Raw genomic sequence first — 22,711 nt, 5'->3', positions numbered from 1 at the left:
AATACATGAGTAAGAATATTATTACAGTCTTTGAACAAATTGCCAAAGACAACTCAACACGGATCGCATATGATGAAATGGGTAAAACGACCACTTATGCGGACTTAAGTTCAGCAGTTGATACTTTAGCGGCATGGCTTAGTACTCAATCTTTGTCTGATCGTAGTCCGATTCTCGTATATGGTGATCATCAAGTTGAAATGATTATTAGCTTTTTAGCAGCACTAAAGGCTGGTCATCCTTATATTCCCGTGTCCAACGATTCTGCAATTCCACGGATGCAATCAATCTTGGATACTGCTAAACCAGCGATGATTATTGCTGTTAATGATTTTCCAAGTAATGATCTCCAGTTTGATGCCCCAATTGTCGATCATCAACGGCTTGAAAAAATTTTAGCAACACCGCAAACTTTTGATACTTCAACAATGATTAATGGTGACGAACTAGCTTATGTTCTTTTCACATCTGGAACTACCGGTTCACCAAAAGGGGTCGAGGTTAGTCACAACAATTTTATGACCTTTGTTGACTGGATGTTAAGTGATGAATTTAAAATCAAAGAGCATGCTAATTTCTTAGGTCAGCCACCATATTCATTTGATCTTTCAAATATGTACTGGTTACCGGCACTACTTAATGGCGGGACAATCAAGGCACTTCCTCATGAAGTTGTTGAGAATTTTGGTCAGATGTTTACTGCCTTACCAACCCTTGATCTTGAGGTATTTGTAGGGACACCATCCTTTGCTGATATGTTAATGCTTAGCCCGGCATTTAACCAACAAAAAATGCCAAGCTTACAGACATTTCTCTTCTGTGGTGAAGAGTTAACAGTAAAGACTGCTAAAGGGTTACACCAACGGTTCCCAGATGCTAAAATCTTCAACACTTACGGTCCTACTGAAACAACGGTCGCCGTCTCAGGCATTGAAATCACACCTGAAATCATTGAAAATAATGATCGCTTACCAGTTGGTTATGCAAAACCAGGAGTTAATTTATCCATTTGGAATGGCGATCAGGAAATCACTTCTCCTGATGAACAAGGTGAAATTGTAATTAGTGGTAATAGTGTGGCACGTGGCTACATGAATAATCCAGAAAAAACAGCCAAGTCATTCTTTAAAATTGATGGTGTACCTGCTTACCGGACCGGGGATGCGGGTACTCTTGATAGTGATGGTTTACTTCACCACAAAGGCCGCATGGATTTCCAAATTAAATTACATGGCTACCGGATTGAACTTGATGAAGTTCGTGCTAGTCTTGAAAAGAGTCCCCTAATCAAACAAGCAGTTGCGGTTCCAAAATATAATAAAGACGGCAAAGTTACGCACCTGATTGCCTACGTTATTCCAAATGAACCCACTGAAGATGAGACCGGATTAACAAAACAAATTCGTGAAAGCTTAGACGGCTTAATCATGCCATATATGATGCCTACCCAATTCGTTTACCGTGAATCATTCCCAATGTCTGCAAATGGCAAGATTGCAGTTAAACAAATGATTGCTGAGGCTAACAAGTAATGATTGATTGGATTTCAAACCTTCCTAATTTCAGTGCTTATGGAACCCCGGTATACTTCTTCTACTTACTTCTTGCTATTTTGCCGTTGGGAATCGGCCTTTACTTTGGGAAGAGGTTTAGCTGGTATGAAGCATTAATTAGTTTCATTTTTATCTTCTTAATGTTCGATGGTTCAAGCTGGCAACAAGGAATTTCATTAATTGCTTATGTTATTTACCAGACAATTATTGTAATGGCTTATCATCGCTACCGGCAAAATAATAATTCGAGTGGTGTTTTTTACTTCACTGCCGCCTTATCAATTTTGCCGATTGTAATTGTTAAGCTTTCACCAGCAATGGTTGGTCATAACTCCCTCCTTGGGTTCTTGGGAATTAGTTATTTAACTTTCAGGGCAGTCGGAACAGTAATTGAAACGCGTGACGGCATGATCAAAGAGATTTCCCCATGGAAGTTCATTCGTTTCATTCTCTTCATGCCAACCATTACCTCGGGACCAATTGATCGTTATCGGCGTTTTGAAAAAGATTATAAAAAGGTCCCGACTAGAGAGGAATATTTAAATCTTATTAACACCGGAATTTTCTACTTATTCCTTGGTTTCTTGTACAAGTTTGTCATCGGTTATTTCTTTGGTCAGCGTTTTTACCCCTTCTTTGAAAAAGCGGCCTTGGCTGATCCATCATTCCCTTCTTGGAACTTAGTCGGTGTCATGTACACTTACGGACTTTACTTATTCTTTGACTTTGCTGGTTATTCATTGTTTGCAGTTGCTATTAGTTACTTTATGGGTGTACGTACCCCAATGAACTTTAAGCAACCGTTCAAATCGAAAAACCTTAAAGAGTTCTGGAATCGTTGGCACATCAGCCTTTCTTTCTGGTTCCGTGATTATATCTTTATGCGGTTCGTGTTTCTTGCCACCAAAAAACGATGGTTTAAGAATCGAAATACCTTGTCATCAACCGCATATATGCTTAATATGTTACTAATGGGCTTTTGGCATGGAATTACCTGGTACTATATTCTATATGGTTTTCTCCAAGGTCTGGGCCTAGTAGTCAATGACTGGTGGCTCCGTTTCAAGCGTAAAAACTTAAAACAGCTACCACATAATAAGTTCACTACTGGAGTTGCTATTTTTGTCACATTTAACTTTGTAATGTTTACCTTCTTGATCTTCAGTGGGTTCTTAGATACTTATCTATTCAAATAATTTTAGGAGGATTTTAATTATGCAAGAACAAATTATTAATATTTTAGCTGATGCAACTGGTCGGGACACAGCAGACTTTAGTGATGCAAGTCAAAATCTTTTTGAAAGTGGTCTTTTAGACTCAATGGCAACTGTTAGCCTTCTGCTTGGTTTACAAGATGCTTTCGGTGTTCAAGTACCAGTTTCAGAATTTGACCGTAGCCAATGGGATACTATTGAAAAAATTGAAGAACGGGTAAAGGAGCTCCAAAATGCATAATGGCAAAAAGCTGTGGTCAATCTTTGGCCCGCTGATTGTCGCTTGTCTATTAGTAGTTCTTTTGTTTTCACTGCCGATTAGTAAAAAGCACTCAGCGGCGATTGAACATAAAGCTGCAGTATCACTAAGCCCCGTTGTTTTTAAGAACCAATCAATCAAACAACAAGCGCTCAGTGATAAGCATACTCATTATGTTCCATTTTTTGGTTCTAGTGAATTACGGCGAATGGATCGTTTCCATCCTTCTGTAATGGCTGCTCGTTATCATAACTACACCCCTTTCCTCTTTGGCTCTCGGGGTACCCAGTCTCTTCCGCAATTTTTTAATATTAACTCAATGGAAACGCAGATGAGAAATAATAAAGCAGTCTATATTATTTCACCACAGTGGTTTACTAAGCAGGGTGTTCAACCACCTGCTTTCAAGTACTACAATGGTGAACTCGCTAACCTTAATTGGCTTCAGCATGCTAATCCTAAATCACCATACGATCGTTACGTTGCAACGCGATTAGTGGCGATGCTTGGTAAAGATGGGACTATTTCTTCATATGCCAAAAAGATTGCAGAAGGAAAATCCCTTAATAGCTTTGATATGAGCGTTATTCGTTTCCGGCTTAATATGCTTGTCCATGAAGATGCCCTCTTCTCCGGTTTTCAATTGAATAACAACTATGGTAAGCATATCCTCCCAAACGTTAAAAAGCTTCCTCAACATTATAATTACAATGAACTTTATGATGATGCAATGAACGAAGCGGAACGTGATACTAATAACAACCGTTTTGGTATCAAAAACAGCTTCTATACGCAGCGGGTGAAGAAAAATTTAGCAAAAACAAAGGGATCACAACGTAATTTTAACTATACGAAGTCACCAGAATATGGCGATTTGGAAGTAGTCTTGAATCAGTTTAAGAATACTAATTCAAATGTTCTCTTCATCATTCCACCGGTTAATTCAAAGTGGGAAAAGTACACGGGGATGGACATGAATATGTATTACCAGTCTGTTGAAAAAATTAAATTTCAACTTCGCCAACAAGGCTTTAATCATATTTTGGATCTTTCTCATGATGGTGATAAACCTGGATTTATGGAAGATACCATCCATATCGGTTGGGCTGGTTGGGTAAAGGTTGATAAAGCTACTAATAGTTTTATTTCCAACAAGCAACCACAACCACATTATCAAATTAATAGTAAGTTCCTCTCACCAGAGTGGACTAACCTAAACCCAACTCCCGGTAACTTACAAAAGTTCCAAGAAAAATTACATTAATAAAGGAAGCGAGACAGGGGTCACTTGTGACTTCGTTTTTCGGCACGAAGCTAGCCTCTGGGAACTCCTGCAAACAACAATGGCCTCCAATGTTCGGTTTTACCGAGTGTTGGAGGCCATTGTTGTACTGCACTATTTGTCTTTTGTAAAAGGAACCTAACTTATGTCACAACCTCTTTATTAAACTACTAAATCTAATTGGTTGACAACATCTTGTAGTAAGCTCATTCCTGCCAAACTATTACCGTACTGATCAAGAGCTGGACTGAAAACACCAATACCACATTTTTGCGGAGCACAAGCTAATAAGCTACCGCCAGTTCCACTTTTAATCGGAAGTCCGATCTTAATTGTGTATTCTTTTGATTCTTCAAATGAACCAACTGTTGTTAGTAATTTCTTCACCAATTCGTTATCTTCATGGCTAAGAAGACGCACATTATCCCAAGGCTTAATTCCATCGTTTGCCAAGACAGCTCCTAAGTTAGCAAGGCTCTGTGCCGTCACCATCATCGAACTCTGCATAAAATATGTTATCAGTGTTTGATCAACGGTCTCTAAAATATCTTTATCTTTCATATAGTAAGCTAGGGTATGAAAATCTTTATCATTCATAATTGCCGACCTAAACAAACGCTCATTTAAACTGATACATGGATCATTGCAGATTTCCCGGCAGAAACCAAGCAACGCATTGAAACTATTTTGACCCATCAACTGGTCAATTAAGGCGGTCGTCAACAAGGCGGAGGAATTATTAAAGTAATTTACTTGGTGGACCTGTCCGGTTAATTCATCATCCAATAGCGCTGAACCGAGACTATAATCTACTGAACCATTTTCAAGTTCTGCCAATACACGCTTATGCCCTAATCGCTTGATCGCTAATATTAGGGCTACTACCTTCGCAATACTCTCTATCGCAAATCTTGTTCCGGCCATTCCTGCAGTCCCAATTTCGTCCTCATCAACGTTATAAATTGCAATGCCCAATTGCTGCGGATCAACAATTCCTAATATCGGAATATAGTTTGCCACCTTACCATAAGCTGTTTCAGCAAAGTTTTTATCAATCAATTGCTCTAATTTTTGCATCGTCCAAACCTCTCTCTCACAAGGCATAATAACCCTGCAACTCCTCAAGTACCAAACAAGAAAAATTATTCCCCCTTTACGCTTAAATTTTGCATGATGGAATAATAGTCGAATATCTATATGAGCTCATCTTCTCAGATACCAATCATTGTAATAATCGTAACAAATACATTATAAATAAATCAAATAATTAGCATAAATATTTTTATAAAAAGATAACGAAATACCCCGCTCTTATTTATACATTCCTAAATAAGAGCGGGGCACTTTTATTTTATCCTAAACTAGCTTAAGTTTATCAAACGACTAATTAATTTAATCTTCTTTCCGATGACGGATATTAAATGAATGACGACTCGAATGACTCTTACCATGGTTATCATTCCGGTGACCACTATGGTGATGACGACGGAAATTCTTCCGCCGATAGTGATTACCACCATGCGAATTATTTCGGTGACCATTCCGCTTATTGCGTCGTGGAAGTGGTCGCTCTGGTGTAATCTTGACCGGAACTTCACTTGCTGCTTCCTTCGTCATATTATTTAGCAACGCTGCTACAAGATCGGTTGCATTATGAGTTTCTAATAACTTTTCAGCTGCTTCTTCATATCGATCAGTTGAATCCTGTGCAATCAATTCATCAATGTCGTTAAAAGCCGATGCAACTTGGCCCTTAAATGCTTCTTCGGCCGTTGGTGGCTTGAGTGGCAGCATCCGTACACGTGTTAATTTTTCAATTTCATGGAGATAATCCATTTCATTCGGAGTAACAAAAGTTAATGACACACCATGATGCCCAGCACGACCAGTTCGTCCAATTCGGTGAACATAACTATCAGGATCAGAAGGAATATCATAATTATAAACATGAGTAACACCTGAGATATCTAACCCTCGAGCAGCTACATCTGTTGCAACCAAGATATCAAGTTCATTATTCTTAAACTTCCACATGATCTTAGACCGTTTATCCTGTGTAAGGTCACCATGGATCCCCGCTGCGTTATATCCCCGAGCAATCAATCCCTTAGATAATTCATCTACCCGGCGCTTAGTACGGCCAAAAATAATTGTTAAGTCGGGATCCTGAACATCTATTAAGCGAGTCATGATATCAAATTTTTCATAGTCACGTGCTCGAACATAATATTGATCAACTAAATCAGTAGTTAATTCCTTCGCTTTAATTCGAACAGTTTCTGGATCAGACATAAACTGAACCCCAATTTGCTTGATTTCTGGTGGCATTGTTGCCGAAAATAACAATGTCTGCCGCTCATCTGGAGTTTCTTTAATAATCGATTCAATATCTTCTAAAAATCCCATGTTCAACATTTCGTCTGCCTCATCGAGGACAAGGGTCTTGATGTGATCAAGTTTAACCGTATGACGGTTAATATGGTCACGCAACCGTCCAGGCGTACCAACAAGAATTTGGGGGTGCTGTTTCAAATTCTTAATTTGGCGCCGAATATCTGCACCACCGTATACTACCTGCACACGAGCATGCTTATCTTTACCAAGACGATACAGTTCTTCTTGGGTTTGAATTGCTAATTCACGGGTTGGCGAAATAATAATCGCTTGGATATTTGGATTATCAGTATCAACTTTTTCAATGATGGGTAACCCAAAAGCAGCAGTCTTCCCAGTCCCTGTCTGCGCTTGGCCGATCACATCCTTACCATCAAGAACCATTGGAATTGTTTGTTCTTGGATTGGCGTTGCTTCTTCGTATCCGCTCCGTTTGATTGCTTTTAATAGGCTATCTGATAAGCCTAATTCACTAAACTTCAAAAATTTTCCTCCTAAAAACGACCAGTCGATTTATGATGTAAGCATCAGCAATCGACTGGCAAATACATTAACTATTCTACTTTTAATGCCGTCAAAACTTCTTCTAAGTGAATGCCGTGACTTGCTTTCAATAAAACAATATCTTCACCTGTCAAAGTAGATGTCAGATCAGCAATTAATTGTTGAAGGTCGCTAGCAGCATAATAATGAATATCTTCAGCTGGGTAACCTTCTTGGATTAACTTATCTTTAAGATTTTTCATTTGTTTACCCACAAGGTAAACACTAGCAATCTTTTGGTGGTCAATCTCTTCTACTAAGCTAGCATGCAACTCAGGCGCGGCATCTCCCAATTCTAACATGTCTCCTAACACGGCGATTCGGCGACCGTTTACTGGAGTCTCTGCAATTGTCTTAAGAACTTCCTTGGCAGCGGTAGGATTTGAATTGTAAACGTCACTTAAGATTTGTTCTCCATTCTTCCCCTTAACCCATTCAGCACGGTTTTCCGTTAACTCAACATTTGCCAACGCTTGCTTCATGTGATTGGGAGTAATATGCAGAATCTTCCCAACTTCCATTGCAGCTAAGGCATTATTAACATTGTATTCACCGACCATTGGAATGGTAAATTCTTCATCCGGCCATTCATTTACAGTAAATGATAACTGCCGTGGTTCATCGTGAACACTTGTTGCATACAAATTATTACTTAGTTGCCGACCAAAGCGCATCTGTCGTTGAGTAATGTCTTTTACCCGTTCCTCTAATAAAGGCTCATCACCGTTAAATACTAATGTTCCATCTTCCTTTAGGCCATGGGTAATTTCCATCTTTGCGTCGGCAATTTTATCACGAGTCCCGAAGAATTCTATATGAGCTTCCCCAATCATTGTAATCACAGCAATATCCGGATTTACAAGCTTACTCAAGAAGTCAAGTTGACCAAAACGATCCATTCCCATTTCAACTACAATCGCTTCTGTATTAGACTCCATATTAAGAAGCGTTACTGGAACCCCAATCTCATTATTAAAATTAGCATATGTCTTTGTGACATTAAACTGAGTACTTAAAATCGACGCAATCATATCTTTAGTCGTCGTTTTACCATTACTTCCTGTAACCGCAACGACAATTGGATTGATTTTATGTAAGTAGTACTTACCAAGTTGTTGAAGAGCCGCTAGTGGATCGTTAACAACTAATAGCGGGTGAGTCAGATCTGTTATCTCATGGTCACTAGCCCATAAACTAGCCACAGCGCCATTGGTAAAAGCACTCGGTACGTATTGGTGGCCATCCTGGGCACCTTGCAACGGAATAAATAAGCTCCCCTGATCTAAGTGTCGACTGTCAAATGACACACTAGTCACTTCTACGTCTTTCCATTGTTCAATGTCATTTTGTGCGTTAATTGCCTTGGCAATTTCCGCTAATTTCATTTTCATGAAAAAGATACCTCTTCTTTTGATACTTTGGTCTAGCTTTTTAATTATATCACCCTCACTAGTATAAGGCGATTAAAAACGATGAGACTGGGGAAAAATTTGCTTTTCCCAGTCTCATTCGATCAATTTATTACATTTGACGTAACCGTTCAATTCGCTTATCCAACGGTGGATGAGTGTCAAATAGGTTTGAAAAGGGATGATGTTTCGCGTTCTTTTCTGGATCACTAATATATAACGCCGAACTGCTGGGATCCACATGTTTCATGGGGATAGCAGTTTTCAGTTTTTCTAGTGCACTAATCATCCCTTGTGGATTACGGGTTAATTCAACAGCACCAGCATCAGCCAAATATTCCCGATTACGTGAAAGTGCCATCTGAGCAATGGTTGCTGCTAACGGCGCCAAAATAATCAAGAGGATCGAACCAAGAATTGCAAAAATACTTGACGGATTATCTCGATCATCACTACTGCTACGACCACCAATCCACCAGAAGTTTCCAGCAAAATTGACAAGCATTGCAATTGCAGATGCTAGGGCTAACGCAATTGTTTGCAGGCGAATATCGTAATTACGAACGTGAGTCATTTCATGGGCCATTACCCCCTCTAGCTCCTCACGATTCATCTTCTCCATTAAACCAGTAGTAGCGGCCACGGCAGCATGCTCAGGATCATTACCAGTCGCAAAAGCATTGGGACTTGGATCATGGATGATATAAACCTTAGGCATCGGTACCCGTGCTACCAAAGCCATGTCTTCAACAATATGCCAAAGCTCTGGCGCATCACTCGCTGACCGCACCTCTGTCGCATTATTCATCCGCATTACTACATCAGTCGATTGACCAATGATCACGGACATATAAATTACCGCAATAATTGCAGCAATAATCATGCCACCAATCGCTGTCCGCGCAAATAAATATCCAATTGCTGCTCCAATTAAAGCAAGCAATACAAAGAACCCAAACATCACTAAAATTGTTTTTCGTTTATTACGGGCAATTTGCTGATATAACATGCTTAATCACCTAAATCATCAAATGAAACTTTTGGCACAGCCTTAGCTTCTCCTGGAACTTGTAAGTAATCCATTTGTTGAAAATGATGAATTTTAGCCACAATATTACTTGGAAAAGATTGAATCTTCGCATCTAAAGCAGCAACAGTACTATTATAAAGCTGCCGTGAGTAGGCAATCTTATTTTCAGTATTGGTTAATTCTTCCATTAATTTTTGGTATTCAGCACTTGCCTTTAAGTCGGGATAATTTTCCGCAACCGCAAACAGGGTCCGTAAAGTTCCCGTTAACTCATTAGAAACTTCCATTTTTTTAGCATGATCGCTATCTGGAACACTATTTAATTCTGTCCGAAGCTTTGTTACCTTTTCCAAGGTCCCCGCTTCATACTTGCTATAGCCCTTGACTGTTGAAATTAAGTTAGGGATCAAGTCGTTACGTCGTTGTAATTGAACATCAATCTGACTCCATGATTCTTGTGCGTGTGTCCGCAATTGAATCAAACTGTTGTAAAGGCCGGCATAAATAGCAATCAGCAAGACAATGACAACAATTATAATAATAAGGGTCATTTTTGTTCCTCCTCTAAAAAATATTTATCCTTAATTTTACCAAAAACTTAAGGATAGTGTGAAGCTTACCGAAGATTTTAGCAAAATATTATCTTTTTCGGTATGATAGAAGTATAAATGAGGTGATTACATGAACGTTTTATTTGTATGCTTAGGAAATATTTGTCGGTCACCAATGGCTGAGGCATTGTTTAAGCAAATGGTTGATGACGCAGGATTAAATGGCAAAATCAATGTTGATTCTGCTGGAACAAGTAACGAAGAAGAAGGAAACGGTCCTCACCCAGGTGCCACAAGGACAATGCACGCGCACGGTTTATCAACAGATGGCCTAATTTCACGTCCGATTACGCGGCAAGACTTCAATTGGGCTGATTACATCATCTGTATGGATAATATGAACAAGTACAACTTGCAACGCATTGCCCCAGCTCAGGACCGGGATAAAGTCCATTTAGCATATGAAGTAATTCCAGACAAAGCAGATCAAGAAATCCCCGATCCATGGTATACTCACCGCTTTGAAGATACTTACAATAGCCTAAATGAAACATTACCATTATGGCTGGATAAAATTACTAAAGAATTACACTAACAACAACTGATTGAATCCGGAAATTTCAACGACCCCATCTATTAGCTGGATCTTCATCAATGCGCTGTTATATAAATTTTCACACTTATTTTAAAGTCCTTGTGTTTTTATTAGTTTGAAATGAATTACAAATATTGGCAAAAACTGGTCAATAAAAAAGGAGAAGAGGTTAAGCAAAAATAAACTCCTCGACAAGGTAGTAGATTAAGAATAAACCGGTAAGGACGGATTATCGTTCAAACTTGAGCCTTGTACCGACGCGAGGCTAGTTCCACGTTATCTAGCTGTTATTAGTGAAAGCAGCTGAGAGGTTGTAACACAAGTCAGGTTCCTTTTACAAAAGACAAATAGCGCAGTACAACAATGGCCTCCAACGCTCGGTAAAACCGAACATTGGAGGCCTCTTGTTGCTTGCGGGAGAACGAGGCAGAAGTCATGAGTGACTTCTGCCTCATTCCCCCCTTATTTTTAACGACCTGTCGTATATTTCTCACTAAAATTCTTCTGTACTTTCTGTGGTGCTTGAGTAAATGGCTCGGATTTAACAAATTTTCCGCGAATCATCAATCGATTAGCACCAGTTGCATCACAGGTAATCAAAGTAATAATCTTCTCAGGCGTATTGTCTACCACATCCACACGGGTTGCCGCAATAAATTGACGTTGATAAATCTTATATTCATAAACGCGATCCATGTTTGTGATATAAATCATCTGGCCTACCTTAGCATGATAGTACAATGGTGAAAAGAGGATTTTACTCCCGTGGGCCATATTATGACCAGCTAACGCATAGTTGCCTTCCCCCATTTTCATGTCTGGACGAAGAGTTCCTGCTGCTAATGCGAGCGTTGTATTATCAACCCCATTGGCAATTGGAAGCGTCATCTTAATAGCGGGTACTGTAATTGCTCCAATGGTATTAATCGATTGCTTATTTGCACGAGCCTTCGCAGCTGTTTGGAGGTTAAGATCTTTAACACTTTGAAAATCATAGGTTGCCTTTTTCTTTTGGTTACTTTGAACCGTTTGGCGAGTAATCTCCGGTTTATAGCTCCCTACTATGTAAGACTTAATCTGTTGGTTAAAAATCAAAACAACTGATATCAATAACAGAATAACAACCGTTGTCCACCGTAACCATTCAAATGATCGCTTGTTATCTTTTTTCACGATATTGAGCCCCTTACTTTTTATTATAAATTTAGTATAGCTTGCTTAATTAGCTTTGAGTAGTCCCCTGCTTATTTTGTGAATTAGGGTTACCATTATCATTTAGATCTAGTAGGTATTCTTCAATTAACCGTACCACCTGTTTATTCTCTGGCAAGTTAGAGTGTTGGGCATCTTTTCCAGTAACAGTCATACTTGTATAATGAGCAACTTGTTTTTGGTAAATATACTTGCCGGCATCAACGCTTCCTTCTGGGACTAACCCATCTGAAGTATAAGTTTCTGTACCAGCGACAGAATAAACTAATAAATTTTTGGGAATTCGATTTCGATATTTTACAAAATCAGAAAACATTTGCGTTGGGTGATTCACAGAAGATTCTGCAAAGTTATATGGTGTACCCAAGGTCATCAATTTTTTAATTATGATTGTATCCTTATATTCAGTATAATAATGTTCAAGCCAATATGTCCAAACCAGACCACCATTAGAATGACCAAACGCCTTAAAATTATTGAAATTATATTCTTCAGTTAGCCGCTCGATAACTTGATTAACCATTTTAGCCTGCTTTTTAATATTTTGGTAACCATCATGGTTATTTTCAAAACCAATAACAATAATTGGTTCATTATCTCCCCGATTAATCCATCCTTCTGAAGTAATTTCCCCATTATTTTTGACTTTTAATCGTAATACACTATGTTTTTTGGGACTGTCCTCATTAATTTTTTTAATTAACGGATTAAAACGATTCTGAGTAGCTGAACTACCTGGCACCATAATTACTGGCGACATTCTCGAGTTATGCTGGGCAGCTAAAGATTTATTCGTATCTTTCATCCAAAAATATGCCGGAATAGCCATAAGAATCAAAAGAACCATTAAGCACACTAAGACTAAGTGACTATGGAGAGTTATTTTAGTTATTTTTCCCATGACTAACCACATCCTCTTCTTCGAGCGTCAAACGGTACTCAACCTTTAATGCTAATTTTACAAAGGGAAGATACGCAACAATATCTAACAAAAGCAAAATTAAAGTAAAAATAAGTGTTCCCCAGTTACCATTTGTCCCAAGAAATCCAATTAGTGGGCCTGGTGTTCCCTGAAGAACCGGATAAGGGGTTGACGGTATTATGTGAATGGCAATCGCTAAACTTGCAAGTAAAATATTTATAATCGGCAGAAATATAAATGGAACGATAAAGAGGGGGTTAAATAGAACTGGTAACCCAATGATTGTCGCATAGTTAAAATTAAAAAGCGTGGGTAAAACTGTCCAACGAGCAATTCGGTGCATATACGATCCATTAGAAGTCAAAAGGATTGCTACAATCAGTGCAAGGATTAAACCGTCACCCCCAAAATTAGCAAATGAATTATAGAGGGAACTTCCTAAATACTTATAAGGAACATTCCATGGGGTTCCGTGGGCAAGAGCATAGTTTAAGTTAACAGTAAATGATTCACCGGACATTGCCATTGTACTATATGGAACCCCTAATCCTAGCCAATCCATTAACGTTATACCGATTGATGCTAATAAAGTTAACCATAATTGACGATGCTCTTGCGCAGCACTAACTAATGAAGAATAGCTATTAAACCATGCATGATAGATTGTATTAGAATTTAAGAATATTGCTACTACTACCCCAAAACTAATACTAATAATCAGAGGCAATATAGAACTAAATGCTCGTTTTTGCAACAATCGTAATGAATTAGGATTACTTCCATTTTGCGGGAACGTTATTTGAGAAGGCGTTAGCACGCGATAAAACTGCCCGATCCCATATCCAAGAGCCAATACAAACAAAAGGCTATTACCGTTAAGCAGGCGCTGATAAAAATTAAAGGAAGGAGACGATGGTAACTTATCATATCGGTATGCCATTAAAAGAAGGGTTAAAATTGCTGTAATTCCCGCAAATTTACCATCGCGTTGATATAATTTAGCAGTAAGATCAGCTGCGATATAAACAATATAGACTCCTAAAATTCCTAACGTTAATTGGCCGATACTTGTTAACATAAAATCAATGAGCCGTAATACACTCTGAGGAATTCTATCCAGGAAAGCAATATTATAAATAAAGCCATCTGGTTTAAAAAATGTTTTTAAAATCATCTTCGCCATTGTTCCAATAAAAACAATTGGAAAAATTATAATCAATGTTTGGCGTATTATCCTCACAAAAGAATAATGATGAAGCGAAACAACTCGATTAATTATTTTTTCATACATAAGTAGACCTAACTTTCGCAACTATTAACATTATACATAAATAGTATCCTGCACACTTAAAGGTTCCAAGTAATCTCAATAAATAACTATTAAACAAAAACCGGAAAAACAATCAGTTTTCCCGGTTTCTTATTATTAAGAAGTTCGATTACTTGAGACCGTACTTCTTGTTGAACTTGTCGACAGCACCGTCGGCTTGAGTAAACTTTTGCTTACCAGTATAGAATGGGTGTGAATCTGAAGTAACTTCAACCCGAATTAATGGATATTCGTTACCGTCTTCCCACTTAACAGTTTCACTTGAAGTGGCTGTTGAGCCAGAGAGAAACTTGTAACCAGTAGATGAATCTTCAAAAACTACTGGATGATAATCTGGATGAATTCCTTGTTTCATAATTTATTACGCTCCTTTTGCCATGAATCATTGCCTGAAACATAGATAATCAACTTTAACAGGATACCACGATTTAAAGAAGTACGCAACTTCTAACCAATTTTTACTGAAGAATCGTCCTCAATAGAAACATTAGCATGAAGGCGATTAAGCTTCCATACAATCCGATCGTAACCACGTAAAATATTTCCAGCATTATTAATTATAGTCTGCCCATCTGCCATTAATCCAGCAATCGTCAAAGCTGCTCCTGCACGAATCTCACCTGCAAGGACCTCTGCGCCATGTAACTTTTCCGTATGTTTAACGACGATCATCCCATCATGCGCTTCTATCTTCATCCCCATTTTTTGTAATTGGGAAATATGCTTTACCCGCTTTGGATAAATAGTATCAACAATCGTACTATCACCGTCAGCACGCGACATCAACGGGGTAAGCGGTTGTTGTAAATCAGTAGCAAACCCAGGGAATGGCATTGTCTTAACAGTAACTGGGTGTAAGTGACTGGACTTTGGTACATAAATCTTATCACTATCGATTTGAAGTTCAACACCCATTTCAATCATCTTACTAGTAAATGATTCTAAGTGTTCAGGAATAACATTATGGATCATAATCCCATCACCAAGCGCTGCTGCTAATGATAAGTATGTTCCTGCTTCAATTCGATCAGCAATAATTGTATGAGTATTCATTGACTGGAGAGTCTTTACTCCAGTGATCCGGATCGTATCGGTTCCTACACCCCGAATTTTAGCGCCCATATTATTTAAAAACGTTGCTAAATCAATAATTTCTGGCTCACGAGCCGCATTTTCAATAATCGTTGTTCCTTCTGCGCGAACAGCTGCTAAGATAGCATTAATCGTTGCACCAACTGATACCATATCTAAAAAGATCCGAGACCCATGTAAGCCATTCGGCGCATCTAAATGGACAGTACCTTTTTCTTCGCTAACGGTTGCTCCAAGTGCTCTAAATGCTTTTAAGTGTTGGTCAATTGGGCGGGGGCCGATATTATCGCCTCCCGGAAATGTTAATGTCGCGCGATGGAAACGACCTAATAATGCACCCATAAAGTAATAGGAAGCCCGAAGACTTTTAATTGCCTTGCTTGGAAGTTCAGCTTCTACGATTTGTGTTGGATCAATATCTAAAACTCCGTGACTAAACTCGGACTTTACATTCATTGACTCCAAAATAATCATCAGATTGTGAACATCCAAGATATCTGGAACCGTGTCAAACTCTACAGGGGTATCCGCAAGAATAGCAGCTGGGATTAAAGCAACTGTACTATTTTTGGCACCACCGATCGTGACTTCGCCAGAAAGACGGTTTCCTCCTTGAATGATCATTTTCTTCATTTCTGCGTTTCCTCACTTAAAAATTTTAGTCTGTTTTTCATTTAAGCTAAGTTAATGATTATTTCAGTTACAAAACAGTCAACTGTAATGATAATGAAATATCAAAAGAATTACAACCTTTTATAAACAATCTTAAAAAAAATCATAAGGTCAGGCCCAAAATCAGCATATTTAACTTAAAATTTAACAATTATACTAAATTAAAAAACAAGAGAAGTGACGTTTTTGCCCCCATCTCTTGTATTAAATATATTATACACTTTAAATTTTTATTTGTCCTCAACAGCAGCTTTTACAAATGCAGCAAATAATCCCTCAGGGTGGTTAGGACGAGATTTGAATTCTGGGTGGTATTGAGCTGCCACAAAGAACTTCTTATCAGGAATTTCTACCACTTCAACTAAATTCCGATCTGGGTTCACTCCGGAAATAACCAAGCCATGATTCTCCATTTCTTGACGGTAGTCGTTATTAAATTCATAACGGTGACGGTGCCGTTCACTGATCATTGATTGATTACCATAAGCCGCTGCAGCAACCGTTCCTGGTTTAAGCTTACATGGATATGCACCAAGCCGTTGTGTCCCTCCCATGTCTTCAATATCAGCTTGATCTGCCATCAAGTCAATAATGTTGTGTTTAGTGTTTGGATCAAATTCAGTTGAGTTTGCGTCAGTGTAGCCTAACACATCCCGTGCAAATTCAATACATGCTGTCTGCATCCCTAAACAAATACCGAGGTAAGGAACATCATTTTCCCGCGCATACTGAATTGCAGTGATCATTCCTTCGACTCCCCGATTTCCGAAACCACCAGGAACAAGAATACCATCATAATCCTTCAAGGTCTCTTCAACATTTTCTGGCGTAATGTTTTCAGCATTAAAGTGGTCAATCTTCACCTTAGCATTTACAGGATAACCGGCGTGACGCAATGATTCATTAACAGAAATATAAGCATCCTGTAAGTCAGTATACTTACCAACCATCGCAATCTTAACGGTCTTCGTTAAGTCATGTTCGATATGATTTACCATTTCTGTCCATTCTGTCATGTCAGCTTCTGGTACAGCTAAACCAAAGTGGTCGACAACTAATTGATCCATTCCTTGTTTTTGTAAGTTCAATGGAATTTCATACAGGGTATGGACATCCATTGATTCAACAACAGCCTTAGGATCAACGTCACAGAATAAGGCGATCTTCTTTCGCATATCATCTGTGATTGGTTGTTCTGTCCGCACAACTAAAATATTAGGTTGAATTCCTAAACCACGTAATTCGCGCACACTATGTTGGGTTGGCTTAGTCTTCATTTCACCAGCAGCCCGAAGATATGGTACTAAGGTAGTATGGATATACAGTACATTTTCACTGCCCACTTCTTCTTTCATTTGGCGAATTGCTTCCATAAATGGTTGAGATTCAATATCCCCAACAGTCCCACCAATTTCGGTAATTACAACTTCAGCATCGGTACTTTCACCGGCACGCTTAATCTTGTCCTTAATAGCATTAGTGATATGGGGAATAACTTGTACTGTTCCCCCAAGATAATCCCCACGGCGTTCCTTGCGAAGAACTTCAGAGTAGATTTTACCCGTTGTAACATTTGAATATTTATTTAGATCATTATCGATAAAACGTTCATAGTGACCAAGGTCCAAATCTGTTTCGGTTCCATCATCAGTCACAAACACTTCACCGTGTTGGTATGGACTCATCGTACCGGGATCGACATTGATATAAGGGTCAAATTTTTGAATTGCAATTTTTAGGCCCCGATTTTTTAATAATCGTCCTAAAGAGGCAGCAACGATTCCCTTTCCTAATGATGATACAACTCCACCAGTTACAAAAATGTATTTCGTCATTGTCGTCTACTCCTTTTTTATATTTGTGGGTGCGATAATAGAAAAACTCCCTATTTCAAATAAAGCAATGAAACAGGGAGCTTATTTATCTACGAACTTATTGGCCTGTCTTTACAGGCGCCCAAGAAAGATAATACAGGGTCAACAAATAATAGTCAAGCTCAAAGTTGAAAATTATTCATCATCCTCGTCATCGTCTTCCTCATCATGTAATTCTGACAGTTGACCTTCGATACCATCATCAAGATCATCATCGTCATCACTGAAGTCATCAGCGTCATCATCATAATCTTCATCGTCATCAGTGTCATCGTCAGTATCAAGATCCTCATCTTCAGGATCATCATTATCATAGTCAATTACATCGTCATCGTCATCGGTGTCTGCGAGGAAAGCATTGACTTTACGCCGCTTCTTCTTTGGACGATCATCCTCTTCATCTTCTTCGTTTTCACCAACCGTGGCTTCATCGATAGATTCGAATGGGTACCAAGCACGCAGACCCCACGTGTTGTCACCAAGGGAAATAAAACTGCCATCAACATTTAAGTCAGTATAAAACTGTGCAAGACGCTCACGAATTTCCTCATCGCTCTTACCCAGATATTGCTGAACCTCGTTGGTCAAATCAACAAACGCCATTGCTTCTCCATGGTGAGCTAAAATAGCGTGTGCGACTTCAATCATTGAAAGTTCTGATTTGTCCTGACCGTCAAAAACCTTTAAATCCAAATTGGTGCACATCCCTTCAAAAAGTCTAAACTACATCATACAATATTAAGCGCTAAATTGCAATTCTAGTTGATAACTCCCTATTAATTGTCCCGCTTGTTTTAGTTGATACTTAACAGAAAGGTGACCAGCTGGGGCCTTTACATCAACGTATTTTTCCAAACTTTCTGTTAACACCTCAATTTTAATCATGCCGTATCCTGTTTGATACCGCATGATGGTTTCTTGTGTTGGGTCTAAAAATAGGTTTGTTTCGACATTTCCACGCCTTCTTAAACGGATCAACTCATCTTCAAATTTAATTTGCACAGGAGTTTCTTGCCCGTCTTGGTGTTCAATGTACCGTAAATAATACTTACCATTCATTTCAACAAAAGTACCTTCTTCGGTAAAGGTAAATTTTTCTTGCTGTCCATTCTGATCAATGATCGTTGAGAGATCTACATGGACAGGAATTACGCTTTTGATAATAAACTCCTCCTTTCGCTTTTCTCATCGCCATTATTATACTCTTTTTACTAATAAATACCCCGTGAAACGTCCATGTTCTCACGAGTTCTTGTATAATATAGATATATTATTTCACAGAAAAGAAGAAGTACGATGCCTAATTTTAAGAATCAATGTTTTCAACAGTTTATTCAACCTTTATCTCCCTCAGACAATCTTTCATCTTTCATCTATACCAACGCTTTGTTACGTTCAGCCAACGACCTTAAATTCCCCCTTCTTCATTTTTGGACATTAGAAGATACGGTTATTTTAGGATTAAAGGACCAACGATTGCCCCATTTATCAACAGCCCTTAATTTGCTTACTCATCGTGGTTTTCATTATTTTATACGTAATTCAGGAGGATTGGCAGTTGTTAGTGACGACGGTATCTTAAACTTGTCAATTTTCTATCCTTGGCATCTTGAGGATCATGAATTAACTATTGACGAAGCCTACCAACGAATGGTTAACCTAATCCAGGAGGCCATCCCAAACTTAAAAATTGCTACTGGTGAAATCACCCATTCGTATTGCCCGGGAAGTTTCGATATCAGCGTTAACGGCAAAAAAATCGGTGGTATTTCTCAACGACGGAACAAAATGGGCGTTACGGTAATGCTCTACTTAAGTATTTGCGGTAATCAACAAGAGCGTGGAAAACTAATTCGTGATTTTTACGATACTGGCCTGCAACAAAATCAAAATAAGTGGCATTTTCCAGACGTTTGGCCAGGAGCAATGACAACTATTTCTAAAGTTCTCAACATTCAATTAAATGTCCCCGACGTAATTCAACAAATCCAAGCAGTTGTACCACTTACTGCTCCTGATAGTCTTAATAATTTAATGTGGTCACCTAATTTTATATCTACCCTCAATAGAGAACTAATCAGCATGGAACGTTTACAAGAACGTCTAAAGAAAGAAGGTTAATATGAATTACTTTTATGACGAAAAGCTACACCGTGAAAAGGTTTTTCGTGATCCAATTCACGGACAAATTATTGTCGATAATCAAATTATTATGGACTTAATTAACACTCCCGAGTTTCAACGATTGCGACGAATTAAGCAACTAGGAACATCATCTTTTACCTTTCATGGGGCTGAGCATTCCCGTTTTGGTCACTGCTTGGGAGTCTATGAAATCACTCGCCAAATGTGCAACTATTTTCAGCGTAATTACCCTTGTCAACATCCTGATGATGGGCTTTGGGATGACCATGAACGGCCAGTTGCTTTATGCGCAGCCCTCCTCCACGATTTAGGGCACGGTCCTTATTCCCACACCTTTGAGCATATTTTCCATACCAACCATGAACAAATCACTCGGCAGTTGATCACTGATAGTAGCACTAATATCAACAAAATACTGCGACGTGTCTCACCTGACTTTCCGCACCAAGTTGCTAGTGTGATCGACCATACTTATGAGAATCCTCAAGTAGTTCAGATGATCTCAAGTCAAGTTGATGCGGACCGGATGGACTACTTACAACGTGACGCATATTATACGGGAACAAACTACGGAAAGTTTGACCTTGATCGGGTTCTCCACGTTATGCGCCCCGTTAAAAGTGGCATTGCATTTGAAATTTCGGGAATGCACGCAGTAGAAGATTATATTATCAGTCGGCTACAAATGTATCTTCAAGTCTACTTTCATCCTGTTTCGCGTTCGATGGAAGTTATCTTAGACCACCTCTTAATGCGGGCAAAATATATTTACCAGCACCCGAATGACTTTGAGCCTGATTTTACCCCCCATATGCTTATGCCTTTTTTTAATGGTAAATTCACCCTTGATGACTATTTAGCGCTTGATGACGGTGTTTTAACCACTTATTTTATTCATTGGACACATTCCCGTGATGAAATTTTAAGTGATCTTGCTAGTCGTTTTCTTAACCGTCGCCCATTTAAATCAGTCATTTATGATAAAAATACACAAAAGCTTTTACCAACTTTAAGAAAACTAATCCAAACCGCTGGATTTAATAGTCAGTATTACACCGCAGTTAACGATAGCTTTAAACTTCCATACGATACTTATCATCCTCAAGATTCTAATGCTCAAACCCAAATCGAGCTTCTCCAACCCAACGGTGATTTTATCGAACTATCCCAAGTTAGCACCTTAGTCGCTAGCGTATCAGGACGAGAAGCCGGAGATCAACGGTTCTTTTTCCCAAAAGAGATGCTTGAAATGCGAAACAATATCGAAATTTTCGAACCAATCTATGAAGAATTTCAAAGCTATATCAAGAATAATCATATTATTAACCCAAAGGAGCAAAAATAATGGCAATTAAATTAGTCGCAATCGATATCGACGGAACATTAATCAATGACCAGCGTGAAATCACACCACAAACTGTTGCCGCAATAAAAAAAGCCAGCGCACAAGGAGTAAAGATCGTCCTATGCACTGGCCGCCCAATGACCGGCGTAAAAGCATACCTTAACCAATTGGGCTTAAATGATTCAGATAACGAATTTGTTATTAGCTTCAACGGTGCCCTAGCTCAATCAACCAGTGGCAACGTCTTGGTTAATTACACAATGTCTTTCAATGACTATGCCGACTGGCAAACTTATTGTATTAAAGAAGGCATCAAGTCTCAAATTGAAACCCGAGATTACATCTACACAATTAATCGAGATCTAAGTCCATATACCGTCTACGAGTCAGATCTTGTAAGTATGCCAATCCGTTACCGCACCTTTGAAGAACTTTCCAAAATGCAAGATCAATACGTTATCGCCAAAGCAATGATGGTTGATACTAAAGAACAAATTGACAAAGCATGGACAGAGTTTCCGGCAGAAATGCGTGATCGCTTTTCAATTGTCCGCAGCGAAGACTTTTATTTGGAATTTATGAATAAACAAGCAAGTAAAGGAAATGCCCTTCAATTACTTAGTAAAGAACTAGGAATTAAAAAAGAAGAAGTAATGGCTCTCGGTAACGCGCAAAACGATGATTCAATGATCGAATTTGCTGGCTTGGGAGTAGCGATGGGAAACTCAATTCCGGATACCCTAAAAATTGCTGATGTTACAACTAGTGATAATAATCATGATGGCGTTGGTCAAGCAATCGCAAAATATGTCTTAAAGTAAAATAAACGGTGGAAACGAGACAGAAATCACTCGTGACTTCGTTTTCCGATGCGAAGCTAGCCTTGGGAAGCCCCCGCAAGCAATAATAGGCCTCCAATGTTCGGTTTTACCGAGCGTTGGAGGCCATTGTTGTACTGCGCTATTTGTCTTTTGTGAAAGGAACCTGACTCATGTCATAGCCCCACCGTTTTTTAATCATGTTCTCGATGCCACTCCATTTGCGCCTGAAAACGTGGCTCTCGGCCCTGGATACTAGGATGATAAAATGTTTGGCAACTTTGTTCCAAGTAGTCCCAAATTAATGGTTGCAGCTAGTCACTCATTATGATTTTACGAATAACCTTCCCTTTTTCAGGTAAATGTTGGTGCCCAACAAATCCATCAATGTTGGTTGGGCAAACTCGATTAGCTAACGGAATATTTTTATAATTAGCTTGGTTAAACAACAATTCCTGGTGCATAACCATC

Annotated in this window: 22 protein-coding genes; 8 read left to right on the top strand and 14 right to left on the bottom strand. The window is 38.8% G+C overall.

Translation table 11 applies throughout. The features are described from left to right. Positions 1–5 precede the first annotated feature (5 nt). Genes dltA through dltD form a run of 4 tightly spaced genes read left to right on the top strand, consistent with a single transcriptional unit; the run spans position 6 to position 4,290 of the window. Positions 6–1,532: a D-alanine--poly(phosphoribitol) ligase subunit DltA gene (dltA, locus tag H5R88_RS00930; RefSeq protein WP_182600048.1), complete on the top strand. Its 1,527-nt coding sequence runs from the start codon at positions 6–8 to the stop codon at positions 1,530–1,532. Further along, on the top strand, positions 1,532–2,749 hold the full coding sequence (dltB, locus tag H5R88_RS00925; protein ID WP_182600047.1) for a D-alanyl-lipoteichoic acid biosynthesis protein DltB: 1,218 nt from the start codon (positions 1,532–1,534) through the stop codon (positions 2,747–2,749). The genes dltA and dltB overlap by 1 nt, the downstream gene beginning before the upstream one ends. A gap of 19 nt (positions 2,750–2,768) precedes the next feature. Continuing rightward, positions 2,769–3,008 carry a D-alanine--poly(phosphoribitol) ligase subunit DltC gene (gene dltC / locus H5R88_RS00920; protein WP_003665624.1) on the top strand — a complete coding sequence of 80 codons (240 nt, stop codon included), beginning with the start codon at positions 2,769–2,771 and terminating at the stop codon, positions 3,006–3,008. After that, entirely contained in the window at positions 3,001–4,290 is a 1,290-nt protein-coding gene (gene dltD / locus H5R88_RS00915; RefSeq protein ID WP_182600046.1) for a D-alanyl-lipoteichoic acid biosynthesis protein DltD, read from the top strand. Before dltC ends, dltD begins: the two co-directional genes overlap by 8 nt. A gap of 180 nt (positions 4,291–4,470) precedes the next feature. Here the strand turns inward: dltD and H5R88_RS00910 are convergent, their stop codons facing one another. The 5 genes from H5R88_RS00910 to H5R88_RS00890 form a co-directional block, all read right to left on the bottom strand. Continuing rightward, positions 4,471–5,412, bottom strand: a complete 942-nt coding sequence (locus tag H5R88_RS00910; RefSeq protein WP_182600045.1) for a glutaminase — start codon at positions 5,410–5,412, stop codon at positions 4,471–4,473. A gap of 288 nt (positions 5,413–5,700) precedes the next feature. Then, on the bottom strand, positions 5,701–7,185 hold the full coding sequence (gene cshA / locus H5R88_RS00905) for a degradosome RNA helicase CshA (RefSeq protein WP_182577697.1): 1,485 nt from the start codon (positions 7,183–7,185) through the stop codon (positions 5,701–5,703). A gap of 71 nt (positions 7,186–7,256) precedes the next feature. Further along, positions 7,257–8,636: a UDP-N-acetylmuramoyl-tripeptide--D-alanyl-D-alanine ligase gene (locus H5R88_RS00900; protein WP_182600044.1), complete on the bottom strand. Its 1,380-nt coding sequence runs from the start codon at positions 8,634–8,636 to the stop codon at positions 7,257–7,259. A gap of 130 nt (positions 8,637–8,766) precedes the next feature. Further along, positions 8,767–9,663, bottom strand: coding sequence for a zinc metalloprotease HtpX (htpX, locus tag H5R88_RS00895; RefSeq protein ID WP_182600043.1), 897 nt, complete (start codon positions 9,661–9,663; stop codon positions 8,767–8,769). 2 nt (positions 9,664–9,665) lie between these two features. After that, complete coding sequence (locus tag H5R88_RS00890; protein WP_182577694.1) at positions 9,666–10,235, bottom strand: LemA family protein; 570 nt, start codon at positions 10,233–10,235, stop codon at positions 9,666–9,668. Between the two features lie 130 nt (positions 10,236–10,365). Here H5R88_RS00890 and H5R88_RS00885 point away from each other — a divergent pair, with 130 nt between their 5' ends. Then, positions 10,366–10,830 carry a low molecular weight protein-tyrosine-phosphatase gene (locus H5R88_RS00885; RefSeq protein WP_182577693.1) on the top strand — a complete coding sequence of 155 codons (465 nt, stop codon included), beginning with the start codon at positions 10,366–10,368 and terminating at the stop codon, positions 10,828–10,830. A gap of 468 nt (positions 10,831–11,298) precedes the next feature. Here the strand turns inward: H5R88_RS00885 and H5R88_RS00880 are convergent, their stop codons facing one another. The 8 genes from H5R88_RS00880 to H5R88_RS00845 form a co-directional block, all read right to left on the bottom strand. Further along, entirely contained in the window at positions 11,299–12,003 is a 705-nt protein-coding gene (locus H5R88_RS00880) for a class A sortase (RefSeq protein WP_182577692.1), read from the bottom strand. Between the two features lie 49 nt (positions 12,004–12,052). Beyond that, positions 12,053–12,943 (bottom strand): alpha/beta hydrolase, encoded by an 891-nt coding sequence (locus tag H5R88_RS00875; RefSeq protein WP_182600042.1) that lies wholly within the window; start codon positions 12,941–12,943, stop codon positions 12,053–12,055. After that, the gene (locus H5R88_RS00870; protein WP_231794813.1) at positions 12,927–14,183 is read right to left on the bottom strand and encodes a PTS sugar transporter subunit IIC; all 1,257 of its coding nucleotides are present in this window, start codon (positions 14,181–14,183) and stop codon (positions 12,927–12,929) included. The genes H5R88_RS00875 and H5R88_RS00870 overlap by 17 nt, the downstream gene beginning before the upstream one ends. Positions 14,184–14,403: 220 nt before the next feature. Further along, positions 14,404–14,649, bottom strand: coding sequence for a type B 50S ribosomal protein L31 (locus H5R88_RS00865; protein ID WP_003665599.1), 246 nt, complete (start codon positions 14,647–14,649; stop codon positions 14,404–14,406). Positions 14,650–14,741: 92 nt separating this feature from the next. Beyond that, positions 14,742–16,019 carry a UDP-N-acetylglucosamine 1-carboxyvinyltransferase gene (gene murA / locus H5R88_RS00860; RefSeq protein ID WP_182577689.1) on the bottom strand — a complete coding sequence of 426 codons (1,278 nt, stop codon included), beginning with the start codon at positions 16,017–16,019 and terminating at the stop codon, positions 14,742–14,744. A 269-nt stretch (positions 16,020–16,288) separates the two neighbouring features. Further along, complete coding sequence (pyrG, locus tag H5R88_RS00855; protein WP_182577688.1) at positions 16,289–17,893, bottom strand: CTP synthase; 1,605 nt, start codon at positions 17,891–17,893, stop codon at positions 16,289–16,291. A gap of 174 nt (positions 17,894–18,067) precedes the next feature. Further along, positions 18,068–18,625, bottom strand: a complete 558-nt coding sequence (gene rpoE, locus H5R88_RS00850) for a DNA-directed RNA polymerase subunit delta (protein WP_182577687.1) — start codon at positions 18,623–18,625, stop codon at positions 18,068–18,070. Between the two features lie 45 nt (positions 18,626–18,670). Continuing rightward, positions 18,671–19,081 (bottom strand): YwiB family protein, encoded by a 411-nt coding sequence (locus H5R88_RS00845; RefSeq protein WP_182577718.1) that lies wholly within the window; start codon positions 19,079–19,081, stop codon positions 18,671–18,673. A gap of 147 nt (positions 19,082–19,228) precedes the next feature. On the opposite strand from H5R88_RS00845, the gene H5R88_RS00840 reads away from it, so the two are divergent. Genes H5R88_RS00840 through yidA form a run of 3 tightly spaced genes read left to right on the top strand, consistent with a single transcriptional unit; the run spans position 19,229 to position 22,243 of the window. Further along, complete coding sequence (locus H5R88_RS00840; protein ID WP_182577686.1) at positions 19,229–20,053, top strand: lipoate--protein ligase family protein; 825 nt, start codon at positions 19,229–19,231, stop codon at positions 20,051–20,053. Between the two features lies 1 nt (position 20,054). After that, a complete protein-coding gene (locus H5R88_RS00835; protein ID WP_182577685.1) occupies positions 20,055–21,422 on the top strand; it encodes an HD domain-containing protein in 1,368 nt (455 codons plus the stop codon). Continuing rightward, positions 21,422–22,243, top strand: a complete 822-nt coding sequence (gene yidA, locus H5R88_RS00830) for a sugar-phosphatase (RefSeq protein WP_182577684.1) — start codon at positions 21,422–21,424, stop codon at positions 22,241–22,243. The genes H5R88_RS00835 and yidA overlap by 1 nt, the downstream gene beginning before the upstream one ends. Before the next feature lie 311 nt (positions 22,244–22,554). Here the strand turns inward: yidA and H5R88_RS00825 are convergent, their stop codons facing one another. Next, on the bottom strand, positions 22,555–22,704 hold the full coding sequence (locus H5R88_RS00825) for a hypothetical protein (protein WP_182577683.1): 150 nt from the start codon (positions 22,702–22,704) through the stop codon (positions 22,555–22,557). Between the last annotated feature and the right edge of the window lie 7 nt (positions 22,705–22,711).

Source organism: Limosilactobacillus agrestis (assembly GCF_014145585.1).
Taxonomy (GTDB): domain Bacteria; phylum Bacillota; class Bacilli; order Lactobacillales; family Lactobacillaceae; genus Limosilactobacillus; species Limosilactobacillus agrestis.
The sequence above is the reverse complement of the archived record's forward strand: the minus strand, read 5'-3'. Positions and strand labels throughout refer to the sequence as shown.

What these genes read in the sequence shown, in the direction of transcription:
- dltA (WP_182600048.1), top strand. Translation starts at nt 6, where the DNA reads ATGAGTAAGAATATTATTACAGTCTTTGAACAAATTGCCAAAGACAAC.
- dltB (WP_182600047.1), top strand. Translation starts at nt 1,532, where the DNA reads ATGATTGATTGGATTTCAAACCTTCCTAATTTCAGTGCTTATGGAACC.
- dltC (WP_003665624.1), top strand. Translation starts at nt 2,769, where the DNA reads ATGCAAGAACAAATTATTAATATTTTAGCTGATGCAACTGGTCGGGAC.
- dltD (WP_182600046.1), top strand. Translation starts at nt 3,001, where the DNA reads ATGCATAATGGCAAAAAGCTGTGGTCAATCTTTGGCCCGCTGATTGTC.
- H5R88_RS00910 (WP_182600045.1), bottom strand. Translation starts at nt 5,412, where the DNA reads ATGCCTTGTGAGAGAGAGGTTTGGACGATGCAAAAATTAGAGCAATTG.
- H5R88_RS00900 (WP_182600044.1), bottom strand. Translation starts at nt 8,636, where the DNA reads ATGAAAATGAAATTAGCGGAAATTGCCAAGGCAATTAACGCACAAAAT.
- htpX (WP_182600043.1), bottom strand. Translation starts at nt 9,663, where the DNA reads ATGTTATATCAGCAAATTGCCCGTAATAAACGAAAAACAATTTTAGTG.
- H5R88_RS00890 (WP_182577694.1), bottom strand. Translation starts at nt 10,235, where the DNA reads ATGACCCTTATTATTATAATTGTTGTCATTGTCTTGCTGATTGCTATT.
- H5R88_RS00885 (WP_182577693.1), top strand. Translation starts at nt 10,366, where the DNA reads ATGAACGTTTTATTTGTATGCTTAGGAAATATTTGTCGGTCACCAATG.
- H5R88_RS00875 (WP_182600042.1), bottom strand. Translation starts at nt 12,943, where the DNA reads ATGGGAAAAATAACTAAAATAACTCTCCATAGTCACTTAGTCTTAGTG.
- H5R88_RS00865 (WP_003665599.1), bottom strand. Translation starts at nt 14,649, where the DNA reads ATGAAACAAGGAATTCATCCAGATTATCATCCAGTAGTTTTTGAAGAT.
- murA (WP_182577689.1), bottom strand. Translation starts at nt 16,019, where the DNA reads ATGAAGAAAATGATCATTCAAGGAGGAAACCGTCTTTCTGGCGAAGTC.
- pyrG (WP_182577688.1), bottom strand. Translation starts at nt 17,893, where the DNA reads ATGACGAAATACATTTTTGTAACTGGTGGAGTTGTATCATCATTAGGA.
- H5R88_RS00840 (WP_182577686.1), top strand. Translation starts at nt 19,229, where the DNA reads ATGCCTAATTTTAAGAATCAATGTTTTCAACAGTTTATTCAACCTTTA.
- H5R88_RS00835 (WP_182577685.1), top strand. Translation starts at nt 20,055, where the DNA reads ATGAATTACTTTTATGACGAAAAGCTACACCGTGAAAAGGTTTTTCGT.
- yidA (WP_182577684.1), top strand. Translation starts at nt 21,422, where the DNA reads ATGGCAATTAAATTAGTCGCAATCGATATCGACGGAACATTAATCAAT.
- H5R88_RS00825 (WP_182577683.1), bottom strand. Translation starts at nt 22,704, where the DNA reads ATGCACCAGGAATTGTTGTTTAACCAAGCTAATTATAAAAATATTCCG.